At 68.2% G+C, this 12963-nt stretch carries 13 protein-coding genes; 2 read left to right on the top strand and 11 right to left on the bottom strand.

The window, feature by feature from the left end; genetic code table 11:
- Positions 1-74 precede the first annotated feature (74 nt).
- The 11 genes from zwf to ACW17Y_RS13180 form a co-directional block, all read right to left on the bottom strand.
- On the bottom strand, positions 75-1532 hold the full coding sequence (gene zwf / locus ACW17Y_RS13230; protein WP_492036146.1) for a glucose-6-phosphate dehydrogenase: 1458 nt from the start codon (positions 1530-1532) through the stop codon (positions 75-77).
- Between the two features lie 41 nt (positions 1533-1573).
- Positions 1574-2200: a bifunctional phosphoribosyl-AMP cyclohydrolase/phosphoribosyl-ATP diphosphatase HisIE gene (gene hisIE, locus ACW17Y_RS13225; protein WP_492036145.1), complete on the bottom strand. Its 627-nt coding sequence runs from the start codon at positions 2198-2200 to the stop codon at positions 1574-1576.
- Positions 2197-2964 carry an imidazole glycerol phosphate synthase subunit HisF gene (gene hisF / locus ACW17Y_RS13220; protein ID WP_492036144.1) on the bottom strand — a complete coding sequence of 256 codons (768 nt, stop codon included), beginning with the start codon at positions 2962-2964 and terminating at the stop codon, positions 2197-2199. The genes hisIE and hisF overlap by 4 nt, the downstream gene beginning before the upstream one ends.
- Complete coding sequence (gene hisA, locus ACW17Y_RS13215; RefSeq protein WP_492036143.1) at positions 2961-3695, bottom strand: 1-(5-phosphoribosyl)-5-[(5-phosphoribosylamino)methylideneamino]imidazole-4-carboxamide isomerase; 735 nt, start codon at positions 3693-3695, stop codon at positions 2961-2963. Before hisA ends, hisF begins: the two co-directional genes overlap by 4 nt.
- Positions 3692-4291 (bottom strand): imidazole glycerol phosphate synthase subunit HisH, encoded by a 600-nt coding sequence (hisH, locus tag ACW17Y_RS13210; protein WP_492036142.1) that lies wholly within the window; start codon positions 4289-4291, stop codon positions 3692-3694. Before hisH ends, hisA begins: the two co-directional genes overlap by 4 nt.
- On the bottom strand, positions 4288-5715 hold the full coding sequence (hisB, locus tag ACW17Y_RS13205) for an imidazoleglycerol-phosphate dehydratase HisB (protein ID WP_492036141.1): 1428 nt from the start codon (positions 5713-5715) through the stop codon (positions 4288-4290). The genes hisH and hisB overlap by 4 nt, the downstream gene beginning before the upstream one ends.
- On the bottom strand, positions 5712-7019 hold the full coding sequence (gene hisD, locus ACW17Y_RS13200; protein WP_492036140.1) for a histidinol dehydrogenase: 1308 nt from the start codon (positions 7017-7019) through the stop codon (positions 5712-5714). The genes hisB and hisD overlap by 4 nt, the downstream gene beginning before the upstream one ends.
- Positions 7019-7900, bottom strand: a complete 882-nt coding sequence (gene hisG, locus ACW17Y_RS13195) for an ATP phosphoribosyltransferase (protein WP_492036139.1) — start codon at positions 7898-7900, stop codon at positions 7019-7021. Before hisG ends, hisD begins: the two co-directional genes overlap by 1 nt.
- 7 nt (positions 7901-7907) lie before the next feature.
- On the bottom strand, positions 7908-8240 hold the full coding sequence (locus ACW17Y_RS13190; protein ID WP_492036138.1) for a YerC/YecD family TrpR-related protein: 333 nt from the start codon (positions 8238-8240) through the stop codon (positions 7908-7910).
- Between the two features lie 142 nt (positions 8241-8382).
- Positions 8383-10698, bottom strand: a complete 2316-nt coding sequence (locus ACW17Y_RS13185; protein WP_492036137.1) for a putative bifunctional diguanylate cyclase/phosphodiesterase — start codon at positions 10696-10698, stop codon at positions 8383-8385.
- On the bottom strand, positions 10695-11309 hold the full coding sequence (locus ACW17Y_RS13180; RefSeq protein WP_492036136.1) for a cupredoxin domain-containing protein: 615 nt from the start codon (positions 11307-11309) through the stop codon (positions 10695-10697). Before ACW17Y_RS13180 ends, ACW17Y_RS13185 begins: the two co-directional genes overlap by 4 nt.
- Positions 11310-11486: 177 nt before the next feature.
- On the opposite strand from ACW17Y_RS13180, the gene ACW17Y_RS13175 reads away from it, so the two are divergent.
- Together ACW17Y_RS13175 and ACW17Y_RS13170 are read left to right on the top strand one after the other, a co-directional pair.
- A complete protein-coding gene (locus ACW17Y_RS13175) occupies positions 11487-12389 on the top strand; it encodes a DUF3034 family protein (RefSeq protein WP_492036135.1) in 903 nt (300 codons plus the stop codon).
- 2 nt (positions 12390-12391) lie between these two features.
- Complete coding sequence (locus tag ACW17Y_RS13170) at positions 12392-12928, top strand: group I truncated hemoglobin (RefSeq protein WP_492036134.1); 537 nt, start codon at positions 12392-12394, stop codon at positions 12926-12928.
- The last annotated feature ends 35 nt before the right edge of the window (positions 12929-12963 follow it).

Below are 12963 nucleotides of genomic sequence, written 5' to 3'. Positions count from 1 at the left end.
CTCGCGTAGCCTGTCCTCGGGCCGAGCGTAGCTCGGACCCGGGGGCTCGCCGGAGGATGACGAAAGAAAGGAAGTCATGCCTGCGTGTTCCAGTCCCGGCCCGTGCGCGCGACCAGCATGTCGGCGGCGTCCGGACCCCAGGTGCCGGCGCGATAGGGCTGGGGTTTCACCTTGCCGTCGACCCAGGCCTGAGACACCCCGTCGACCCATTCCCAGGCCTTCTCGGCCTCGTCGCGGCGCACGAACAGGGTCGAGTCCCCGTTCAGCGCATCGAGCAGCAATCGCTCATAGGCGATCCGGCGACGCGGCGGCTTGTCGCCCTTGCCGCCGACTCCCCAGGACAGGCTCATCTTGATCGGCTGGAGCTGCATACGCTGGTCCAGCCCCGGCTTCTTGTTCATCACCGTCAGGGAGATGTCCTCCTCGGGCTGCAACTCGATGACCATCCGGTTGGCGGTGTCCTCATCGCGCGCGTCCTGGCCGAAGATCGAGTGGGGGACGGGCTTGAACTGGATGACGATCTCGGTCCGCTTCTCCGGCAGCCGCTTTCCCGTCCGCATGAAGAAGGGCACACCCGCCCAACGCCAGTTGTCGATGTCGGCGCGGATGGCGACGAAGGTCTCGGTGTCTGAGTCCGCCCCGCGTTCCTCGTCGTAGCCCTTGACCCTTTCGCCCTCGACCGTGCCCGAGACATACTGGCCGCGCACCGTGACCCGCTCGGCGTCTTCGTCGGTGACGTGACGCAGGGACCGCAGCACCTTCACCTTCTCGTTGCGCACCGAGTCCGGATCGAGGTCGCTCGGCGGCTCCATCGCCACCAGGCAGAGCAGCTGCAGCATGTGGTTCTGCAACATGTCCCGAAGCGCGCCGTACTCGTCGTAGTAGGGCCAGCGGTCGCCGACCCCGACGGTCTCGCCGACCGTGATCTGGACGTGGTCGATCGACAGGTTGTTCCACAGCGGCTCGAAGATGACGTTGCCAAACCGAAGCGCGATCAGATTCTGCACCGTCTCCTTGCCGAGGTAGTGGTCGATGCGGAACACCTGGTTCTCGCTGAACGCATCGGCGACCGCGTCGTCGATGGCGCGGAAGCTCTCCAGATCGCGTCCGACCGGTTTCTCCAGCACGACCCGGTCCTCGGGTTCGGCCAGACCCGCCGCCCGCATGGCCGTGACGATCTTCGCATAGAGGGAGGGCGAGACAGCGAGGAAGGAGGTGCACGACCCGTCGCCGACCTTGTCCTTCAGCGGCTTCAGGCTCTCGGCCGAGGTGGCGTCGACGGCGAGGTAGTCGAGGCGCGCCTCCATCCGGCTCCAGCTCGCATCGTCCCAGGCGTCGTCGGCCTTGGCCTTGCCTTCCACCGCGGCGCGGACCTTCTCGACATACTCATCGCGGCTCTCTTCCGAACGCGCCGCGCCGATGATCTTCAGCCCGTCCGGCAGCAGGCCGTCGTGCTCCAGGAAATAGAGCGAGGGCAGCAGCATCCGCATCGCCAGATCGCCGCCGCCGCCGAACAGCACCAGAGCCGTCATGCCCGCTTCCTCGTTTCCCGACGGGCGGAGGCTCCGCCCGTCTAGTGTTCGTGTGTGGCCGGTCGCGCCCGGGACGCCAACACGCCCAGCACATCCTGAAACGACATTTGACGCGACCGTAACAGGACCAGCAGATGATAGACCAAATCCGCGGCCTCGCTGGCGAGTTCCTCGGGCGGGCCTGCCGCGCCGGCCAGCGCCGTCTCAACGCCCTCTTCGCCGACCTTCTGCGCCGCTCGTTTCGCGCCCTGGGCCAGCAGTTTGGCGGTCCAGCTCGACTCCGGGTCAGCGTTCGCTCTCTCGGCGATAGTCGCCTCCAGCCGCGCGATCCGGCCAAGACCGGGTGCATCCACGTCCCCGAAACAACTCGTCGTGCCCAGGTGACAGGCCGGTCCCATCGGCCGCACCGACAGGACCAAGGCATCCCCGTCGCAATCCGGGGTGATGGCCACGACCGTCAGCCGGTTGCCCGAGGTCTCGCCCTTCCGCCACCGCCCACCGCGCGAGCGCGAGAAGAAGGTCGCCTCGCCGCTGTCGATCGTCTCCTCCAGCGCCGCCCGGTCCATATAGGCCAGCGTCAGCACCTGCAGGGTGTCGGCGTCCTGCACCACGGCGGGGATCAGGCCGTTCCCTTTGGCGAAATCGAGATCGTCCGGGTTCACAGTCATTGCCTCACCTCAATACCCGCGCCCGCAAGGAACGCCTTCAGATCCGGCACGGCGATCTGGCCCGAGTGAAATACGCTGGCCGCCAAGGCGCCGGACACATTCGCCCGGTCGAACACGTCGAGGAAATGCGACGCCGCCCCCGCGCCGCCCGAAGCCACCAGCGGGATGGTCAGCCGCGACCGCGCATCGGCCAACTGCGCCGTGTCATACCCTTTGCGCACCCCGTCCTGATCGATGCAGTTCAGCACGATCTCGCCGGCGCCACGCTCCTGCGCCTCGACGATCCAGTCCATCGTCCGGCGGCCGGCCAGCCGTCGCGCATCCGGATCGCCGGTGTATTTGTGCACAACATAGTCGCCCTCCTCGCGTCGGCTGTCGACGCCGACGACGACGCATTGAGACCCCAGCCGCGCCGCCATCTCGGAGATCAGCTCGGGCCGCTCCAGCGCCGGCGAGTTGATCGAGACCTTGTCCGCCCCGTTGTCGAGACAGGCCGCCGCCTGATCAACGCTGCGGATGCCGCCGGCGACGCAGAACGGAATGTCGAGCAGTTTCGCGATATCCCGCACCCAGCCGTAGTCCAGCGTCCGGCCCTCGGGCGAGGCGGTGATGTCGTAGAAAACCAGTTCGTCGGCCCCCTCGTCGCGATAGCGCGCCGCCAGCTCCGAGGCGTCGCCCATGTCGACATGCCCCTCGAACCGCACGCCCTTCACGACCCGGCCGTCCTTGACGTCGAGGCAGGGGATGATGCGCCTGGCCGTCACTGGACAGCCTCAATGGCCTGTCGGGCCGTGAATCGGCCTTCGTAGATCGCGCGGCCGACGATGGCGCCGTCACAGCCGATGGCCTTCGCAGCCAGAATGTCCTCGATCGAGGAGACGCCGCCCGAGGCCTGTACCTCCAGCTCCGGACGCCGCCTCAGCACCTCGGCCAGCAGCTCCAGGTTGGGTCCGGTCAGCGCTCCGTCGCGACCCACGTCGGTGATCAGCACATGCTTCAATGTCCCGACCGGATACCGCTCCAGCGCCGCCCACAGGTCGACGCCCGCCGCCTCTGTCCAGCCCTTCAGCGCCGGCGTCGGAACCCCGTCCGCACCGACCTTCACGTCGAATGCCAGTGTGATCCGCTCGGGGCTGAAATGCTCGAGCCAACCCGCGACCACGACAGGATTGCTGACCGCCAGCGACCCGACCACGACGCGCGACACGCCCGCGTTCAGCAGGGCCTCGACATCGTCGACGTCCCGCACCCCTCCGCCGGACTGAATCTTCACATCGATGCTGCCGGCCAGTTCGCCGATCAGCGCGTGCTGCATTGCGCGCCCGGCCTCGGCCCCGTCCAGATCGACGACATGGACCCAGGTCGCGCCCTCGGCTGCGAAGGCCGCCAGCCGCGCCGCCGGGACCTGGTCATACTCCGTTACCTGGTCGAACCGCCCGTGCATCAGCCGCACGCACACGCCGTTCCGCAGATCGATGGCGGGATAGACGATCATGCGGCGAGCTCCAGGAAGTTCTTCAATATGCGCGCGCCGGCCTTGGCCGACCGCTCCGGATGGAACTGACAGCCCCAGCGGTTTCCGCTGCGCACCATGGCTGGCACCTCGGCGCCGTAGGCGGCGCAGGCGATGGTCGCCTCGGTATCGGGGCAGACGTAGGAGTGAACGAAATAGGCGTAGTCGCCCTCGCCAACGCCCTCCAGCAACGGATCGTCCGCCAGACCGTGCAATTGCGACCAGCCCATGTGCGGCACCGGAAGGTCATCGCGCACCGGCATTCGGGTGACACGTCCGGGGATGAAGCCGAGCATCGTCGCCCCGCCGTTCTCCTCGCTTTCGGCGAACAGCAGCTGTTGGCCCAGACACAGCCCCAGCAACGGCCGCTCAAAGCTCTTGATGATATCGGTCAGGCCCAGGGCGCCCATCCGTTCCATGGCGTAGCCGGCCGCCCCCACGCCCGGGAGGACGACCCGCTCGGCGCCCGCGATTACGGCCGCATCCGAGGTGACGACGACATCGGCCCCCAGCCGCTGCAGCGCGAACTGGACCGAGGCCGTGTTGCCCGCGCCGAGGTGAACGATGGCGACGGTCACAGCACCCCCTTGGTGCTTGGCACCGCGTCGCCCTCGACCCGGATCGCCTGACGCAGCGCGCGGCCGAAGCCCTTGTAGACGGCCTCGGTCTTGTGGTGGTCGTCGTCGCCGGTGACCGAGATATGCACCGCCGCCCCCATGGCCTCGGCCAGAGAGCGGAAGACGTGGGCCGTCAGGTCGGTTCGGTATTCACCGATGAAGGGCGTCGCGAACGTACCCTCGAACAATGGATAGGGCCGGCCCGACAGGTCGATGGCGACATTGGCCTGGGCCTCGTCCATGGCCAGAACGAAGCCGTAGCGCGCAATCCCGCGCCGCTCTCCCAGCGCCTGTTTCAGCGCCTGACCCAAGGCGATGGCGGAGTCCTCGATCGTGTGGTGCGGATCCGTGTGCAGGTCGCCTTCGCATTGCAGACGCAGGGAGAAGCCGCCGTGCGCCGCCACCTGTTCCAGCATGTGGTCGAAGAAGCCGACGCCGGTCTCGATCCGGATCGGCCCGGTCGCGTCGAGATCGACGGCGCAGACGATGCGCGTCTCCTTCGTATCGCGCACGGCCTGTCCGATGCGGTGCGGCCGCGTCTTGGCCGGCGCCAGACCCAGCGCCGTCAGCAGCCGGTCGTTGACCTCGGCCTTGATTGACACGGGCAGCCTCAGCCTGTCGCCCGACCGGTCCGCCGCCACGCCGTATTTTGTCAGCTCGGCCAGGGTCGCTTCGATGTCCGACGGCCGCGCCATCAGGATCGGCCCGACGCCTTGTTCGACCACCATCGTCCGACCGATCTCGCGCACCAGCCGCTCGCGTTCGCGACGCACCCCCGCGATCCGCTCCGCCGTCTCGATCATCCGCGACGGATCCAGCGCCTGCATCGCCAGCCGAACCAGAGGCTCGGGCAGGGCATAGAGTTCGACCACCTCGGCCAGCCGCGCCAGAGTGCCGGCTTGAGCGAGGGCCGCCCCGACCCGCGCCCCGGCCAGGCCGTAGGCCAGCGACAGGCTGCGCAGGACGATCAGATTGGCGTGGCCCCCGATCAGCGTCGCCGCCGATGCGACGTCCGCAAACTCGACCAGTCCCTCGTCCACGACCAGCACGGCGGGCGCGACCCGCTCCGCCATCTCGGCCACGGCCTCGGGCGAGCCCAGAGCCCGGATGACCACGGCCGCCCGTTCGCCGTCGTTCGCCCGATAAATCCGGCCCAGCCCTGCATAGGGCTCCGCATCCGGCGCCTCGACCGACCGGCCGTCGCGCGCCGCCAGTCGCCAGACCAGCTCCAGCCCGTGCGTCAGGCCGCGCACCGCCAGCACCTGATCGGACGCGACGCCATAGACCTGCGCCATCCGAGCCTGCAGCGCCCACGCCTCGCCGGGATATTTCTCGAGGCCCTCGCCGCCGGAGACGAGGGGGGAATAAGGGGCAGGCAGGGTCAAGGCACGCTCCTGAGGTCCGCCGCCCGGGCGTGGGCCTCCAGCCCCTCCAGTCGCGCCAGCCGAGCCGCAATCGGCCCCAGCCGTTCGGCCCCGGCCTCGGTCACAGTCTGCACCGACATCGACGTCATGAAGCTGGACGTGGTGATCCCGCCGAGCGTCCGGGCCCCGCCGTCGGTCGGCAGGACGTGGCTGGGTCCCGCCGCATAGTCGCCCAGCGTCTCGGCCGCCCAGCGTCCGACGAACACCGCGCCCGCCGCCCGGATCCTGGGCACCAGCTTTTCCGCGTCCTCGATATGCAGAGCCAGGTGTTCGGGGCCGTATAGGTTGGACACCGCGACGGCCTCGGCCAGGTCCGCGACCAGCACCGCCCGCGCCTCGGCCAGAGATGCCCGGGCGATGGCCTCGCGGGGCAGGGTGGAGACCTGCTCCTCCACGGCTTCCAGCACCGCGTCGATGGTCGTCGCCCGGTCGGCGACCAGCACCACCTGGGCATCCGCATCGTGCTCGGCCTGGCTCAGCAGGTCGGCGGCGACCAGCTCCGGGTCGCAGTCCCGGTCGGCGATGACCAGCAGTTCCGACGGCCCCGCCGGCATGTCCGCCGAGGGTCCGCCGGGCAGGGACGATGCATAGCGCTTGGCCTCGGCCACATAGGCGTTGCCCGGCCCGAACAGCTTGTCGCAAGCCGGGATTTCGCCGTCCTCCAGCGTCACGCCGAACGTCATCGCCGCGATCGCCTGAGCGCCGCCCAGCAGCCATAGCGCGTCGAGTCCTGCTTCCGCCGCTGCCAAAATCATGGCCGGATGGGCGGTTCCGTCCTTGGACGGCGGCGTCACTGCGACGCGCGTCGACACGCCCGCGACGCCCGCGGGAATCGCCAGCATCAACAGGGACGAGAACAGGGGCGCCGTCCCGCCGGGCACATACAGTCCAGCCGCCCCAATGGGCCGCCAGACGATCCGCGAGGTCACGCCGGGCGTCGTCTCGACCAGTTTCGAGTCTTCCGGAACCGTCGCCTGATGGAAGACGCGCACATTCTCCGCCGCGACCCTCAGGGCCCGCGTGTCAGCAGGCGGCAAGGCGTCGCGCGCCTCCGCCACCACCGCATCCGTGATCGCGATCCGCCGGGGCTGGGCGCCGTCCAGCTTGATTGCCCACTCCATCACGGCCGCGCCGCCGCGAGCCTGCACATCGTCGAAGATCTCACGCACCACGTCGCCGACACTCGTCTCGGAGCGCCGCTTCGGCCGGGCCAGCGCCTCGCGCCGCCCGACCGCATCCTGCGATGACCAGTCGATGCGCCGCATCACATCATCTTCTCGATGGGCAGGACCAGGATCGCCGAGGCGCCCGCGCGCTTGAGCTTCTCCAGAGTTTCCCAGAAGACCGCTTCCTGACAGACGGCGTGAACCGCGACCGCGTCGTCGCGCCCCATCAGCGGCATGACCGTCGGCGCCCCTGCGCCCGGCAGAATGGCCGTGATCTCGTCCAGCGCCGAGCGCGGGGCGTTCAGCATCACGTATTTCGCGCCCTGTGAACTGACCACGCCAGCCATCCGCTCGATGATAGAATCCAGCAGGTGCTGCAGACCCGGCTCCGGCGCGACCGGCGACTGGATCAGCACGGCCTGGCTCTCGAACACCGTCTCCTTGGCGACGAGACCGTTGGCTTCCAGCGTCGCGCCGGTCGACACCAGGTCGCAGATCGCCGCCGCCAGCTTCAGCCGCGGCGCGACCTCGACGGCGCCGCGCATGACCACGGTGTCGGCGCTGACGCCGCGCTCACTCAGAAAGCGCTTGAGGATCTTCGGATAGGAGGTCGCGATCCTCAGCCCCTCCAGCGAGGCCGGTCCGGCGTAGTCGAGCGTCGGCGGGCAGGCGAGCTTCAGGGTGCATTTCCCGAACCCCAGCGGCATGATCACCGAGGCGTTGGCCCCGCCGTTCTTGCCCTCTTCCAGCACGTTCTCGCCGACGATGCCCAGGTCGCAGACCCCGTCCGCCACGAAGGTGGGAATGTCGTCGTCGCGCACCCGCAGCAGGTCGATCGGATAGTTCTCGACCCTGTAGAGCAGGTCGTTGGCCCCCTTCACGACGCGAAGCCCGGCGTCGCGGACGAGGTCGAGGCTGCGGTCGGCGAGGCGGCCGGATTTCTGCACGGCGATGCGCAGTCGCCCCTGTACGGTACTCATGGGAAGATCAGGCTTTCTTGTTCGTTCGGTCCAGCACCAGGCGGTAGCCCTGATGCGGCATCTCTTTCAGGAACCGCGCGACGCGCACGACGGTGGTCGGGCTGGCCCCGGCCTCGTGGGCGATCTCGCGATAGGATTTGGTCTTCTGGTCCAGCAGCCGCGCCACGGCCCAGCGCTCGGCGAAGGCCCGCAGTTCCGCGGGGGTGCACAGGTCGTTCAGAAAGACGTGCAGTTCGTCCCGCGTCTTCAGCGACAGCAGGGCGTCGTACAGCGCCGCCCGATCCGCCGTCTGGCGTTCAGGTGCGAGCGGCGCGGGATTAAGAGGGCTGATCTCGGACATCTGCGCGTTCCACTATGCTGTAACAGTGGAACGGTCAAGGGGCCCCTTCGGCGCGTGGCTGCTGGCTGGTGATTGGCGATGTGTGGTTTCGGTGATCTCGGTGACGGAGCAACGCTCCAGCCACCAGCCGCCAGCCGGCCCTTTAAGCCGCCACGCTCTTCGCCTCGACCGCCGGCTTCTCCAGCCGCTCGATCAGTCCGGCCAACGGCAACGGCCTGGCGATCAGATAGCCCTGGGCGTTGTCGCACCCCATGCCGCGCAGCAGGGCCAGCGCCGTCGGCGTCTCCACCCCCTCGGCCGTGACCTTCAGTCCCAGCGAGTGGGCCAGGTCGATGGTCGACTTGACCAGCAGGGCGTCGCGAGAGCTTTCGTCCAGCGACAACACGAAGGCCTTGTCGATCTTCAGCTCATCGGCCTTGATCCGCTTCAGATAGGCCAGGGATGACAGGCCGGAGCCGTAGTCGTCGATCGACACCGCCACGCCCGCCGCCGAGAACCGCTCGATGATGCCGAGCGCGATCTCGGGATTGTCGATGACCGCCGTCTCGGTGATCTCGAAACACAGGTCGGCGCCCGAGGCCGCGACGGCCTCCAGGGCGAAGTCGGCGAAGCTTTCGTCCGACAACAGGCGGCCTGAGATGTTGACCGACATCGTCACAGTGTGGCCGGCCTCGGCCAGCACCCTCTGGTCCGTGATCGACTGCCGCACGGCCCATTCGGTCAGGGCGCGGATCTGGCCGGTCTCCTCGGCCATGATGATGAACAGATCCGGCGAGACGAAACCTCGGCGCGGATGGTTCCAGCGCATCAGCGCCTCGACGCCGGTGATGGCGTCGGCGCGCAGGTCGTATTTCGGCTGATAGGCCATCCAGACCTGGGCCGTTTCCAGCGCGGTCATCAACTCGCCGATCAGGCTGAGGTTGCCCACGGGGTCGCCATAGGCCGTGGCGTCGAACAGGGCGGCCTTGCGATGGGCGGCGCGCGCCTGATCCAGACCGATGCCGGCCCGATCGACGACGGAGTCCACCCCGCCATTATCGCCGCGCGCGCGACCGATGCCGGCGCTGAGCGCCGCGTCCACCGTGGCGCCGATCAGCTTCACCGGCACTTCGGCGACGGAGCAGAACCGGAGCGCCTGTTCGATGGCGTCGGCGTCGTTTTCGGCATCCAGGATCATGCCGACCGCGCCGGCGGCGACCCGGGCCACGCGCCCGCCGCCCGCCGCCGCCGACAGGCGCGACCCCAGCGCTCCGACCAGCTGGGCCATGGAGTCATAGCCGATAGCGTTGCGCACGATCTCGAACCGGTCGACGCCGAACAGGACGACATAGCCCTCGCTCGACCGGCTGGCCTCGCGTTCCAGCCAGAGCCGGTTGGGCAGACCCGTCTCCTGGTCATGCAGGGCCATATGGGTCAGACGCAGTTCGCGGTCGCGGATGTCTCCGGCCATGGCGTTGAAGCTGGCGGCGAGGCGGCCGATCTCGTCGGAGGAGGTGACCTCCACCTCGGCGTGTTCGCCGTTCTGCAGACGGTGCACCGCTTCGTCGAGTTCGGTGATCGGCCGCGTCAGACCGCGCGACAACATCCAGGTCCCGACCATCAGGATGGCCAGGCCGATCAGGGCGATGGCGCCCAGCGCCCAGAACATCGCCTCGAATGGTTTCATCGCCCGCGCCATGGGATAGCTCAGGGTCAGGACGGCGGGAGCGGCGACGTCGAAGCTGGGCAGGGGGCGGGCCAGGACCATTGCCTCGCCCTGGGGCGTGCGGGTGGTCTCGGGCCTTTCGTCGCCGGCGGCCAGGACACTGTCGATGGCGCCGCCGAGCGCACTCGTCGGGCCGGCCATGTCGCGCCAGCCGTCAGCCGAGGATGTAAGAACCGAGGCCGACAGCGGAATGGCCGACAGCCCTTCCAGATTGCGCATCTGCGCCTGGTCCAGCCGCTCGACGAACACGACCCAGCCGATCAGCACCGGCGCCATCACCGGCGCCGACACCGCCTGATAGGGCTGGCCGTTGATGCTCAGGACGCCGGCGTCGATGTCTCCGCCGTTCAGGCCCTTCCACAGGGTGTCGGTCGTCGCCTCGTCCAGATCGACACCGGCGGCGGTGACATATCCGTCCACGCCCAGAATCAGGGCGCCGTCCACCTTCTGGCGGGCGCGCAGATTGTCGAGCGCCGACCGAACCGTCGGCTCGTCGTTGGTCGCGATGGCTTCGCGGAACCCGTAGTCCTGGGCAAGGACGGATGCGCCCTGGCGCAGCTGCGCAGACTGCGAGGCCCAGATCTGTCCGTACACGGCGCCGGTCGCGCCCAGCTGGTCCCGAACCAGGCTGCGCGCGCTGCCGGTGATGGCGGTGAACACCGCCAGCGCCACAAGGATCAGGGCGACGCCGAACATCCCCATGTAGAGGACGGTCAGGCGCGTCCTCAGATTCGTGAAGCGGGCGACGATCATCGCACGGCCGCCCGTGCGGAGAAGTCGCCGGTCGCTGTCTGGCGCCCCGCGCCGGCGCCGATGGTCAGGGTGTAGGCCTGTTCGTTGCCGCGCACGTTCAGCTGCGGATGCCAGACGACCAGTCGCGCGGCGCCCGCCGGGATCGCCGGAATGACGACATCGCCCGACGCATTGGTCTTGCCCGCGTAGGGGGTGTCGACGACCCGCACATAGGCCAGCATCTGGTCATGAATGTTGCAGCCCAACGCTGCGACTCCAGCGGCGGCGAACACATGGGTGCGGGTCTGGTCGCGGCCGAACAGCTCGATCTCGAACCGGTTGCCGCGCGAGAACGAATAGATGTGGTGCCTCACCCGATCGAGGTTGGGGAAGGAGACCGTCGCCCCGACTGGCGCGATCAGCACATAGGGCTGGAACTGGACGTCCTGCTGCACGACGCGAAGCGGCCAGGAAAAGCGGATGGGACCGCGCGGGACGCCGGCGTTGGGCGTGACCGTCACCACCGCATCACGGACCGGCCGCCCGGCGTTGTCGCGGACGCTGACGGTCAGGTCGCCCGCGAACGCGGGACCGCAAATGAAAGCCAGGATAATCGCGAGAAGAAGACGCATCAGATGTCTGTAGAGTGACGGAATGAAAGTCGAGTAAATCGAAATGCAACCAATGATAGTGCCGGTTTGCATGATAAAGCCTGGTGTTTTGTTCGGTTACCGGCGTTCGCTTTACTCGGGTTTAACCACGAACATCCTAGGTCGAGAGAAACTGCGCTCCCTCTAGAAGGCCTTTCCGTGAACCTCTCCACCGGCGTTTTCGCCGCCCTGGCCATCCTCGGCGGTCTCGCGGCGCCCACCGCAGCCTCGGCCCAGGCCTTCGACTGGATCCCGGAAAGCCGCACGGGCGGCAAGCTTCTGCTGACTGGCGGCGTCTCGACTATCGAGGGCTCGGGCGGCGGCGGCCTGGCGACCTGGGCTGTCACGACCGGCTATGGCGACGAGGACGGCATCGGCGGCAATGTCCACGCCACATACGTCAATGTCCCCGACTATGAGCTGCGGTCCTGGGGCGCCGCCGTGGGCCTGTGGGACCGGGTCGAGCTGTCGGTCGCGCGTCAGGAGTTCGACACCGGCGACACGGGCGCCGCCCTCAGCATCGGTCGGGGCTTCACCTTCACCCAGGATATCGTCGGCGTGAAGGTCAAGCTGATCGGCGACGCCGTCTATGATCAGAATACCTGGCTGCCCCAGGTCGCCGTCGGCCTGCAGCACAAGTCCAACGACCAGGGCGCGATCATCCGCGCTGTCGGCGGTCATGACGACGAGGGCACGGAATACTATGTCGCCGCGACCAAGCTATTCCTGGCCAACAGCCTGTTGCTCTCCGGCGCGGTCCGCTTCACCGACGCCAACCAGACGGGCCTTCTGGGCTTCGGCGGCGACCGCAACACCGACATGGAGCCTCAGTTCGAGGGCTCGGTCGGCTATCTGCTGAGCCGCAACCTTGTCGTCGGCGCCGAATACCGGACCAAGCCCGACAACCTCGGCTTCGCGAAAGAGGACGACTGGGTCGACGTCTATGCCGCCTGGGCCCTGAACCGCCATCTGTCCGTCACCGCCGCATACGTCGACCTGGGATCCATCGCGACCTTCCAGGACCAGCGCGGCTTCTACCTTTCGCTCCAGGCCGGGTTCTGACCATGCGCATCCTGCTTCTCGCCTCGGCCGCCAGCCTGCTGGCCGCCTCCGCCTATGCTCAGGACGCGGCCCAGGACGACTTCGCGGTCCCGCCCGTCGTCATGTCGACCGAGCATCCGGCCGAGGAAGCCGTCGAACCTTATGAGCGCGCCAACGCCCACGCCGGCGCGACGCCGTTCGAAGGTACGGCCATGTGGGAGGCCTTCCACGGCGCCGAGGGCGTGTCGCGCATTGTCGACGCCCTGGTCGACCGCAGCGTCGCCGACACCCGCATCGCCGGCGCCTTCGTCAGCCACGACCTCATCCGTCTGCGCCGCACCCTGAAGGAACAGTTCGGCTACATCCTCGGCGGCCCGACGACCTACAGCGGCCGCGACATGGAAACCGCCCACCGCGATCTCGGGCTCCAGCCCTCCGACATGGGCGCCCTGGTCGAGAACCTGCAGATCGCCATGTCGGAAGAGGGCGTCGCCTTCCCGGCCCAGAACCGCTTCCTGGCAAAACTCGCCCCCATGCGCCGGGATGTCGTGACCCGGTAGGGTTCAAAGCCGGAAAACCTATTCCGCACCGCAAC

The sequence above is a fragment of the Brevundimonas sp. AVps7 genome, assembly GCF_058681545.1.
This window is presented reverse-complemented; position numbering and strand designations above follow the sequence as displayed.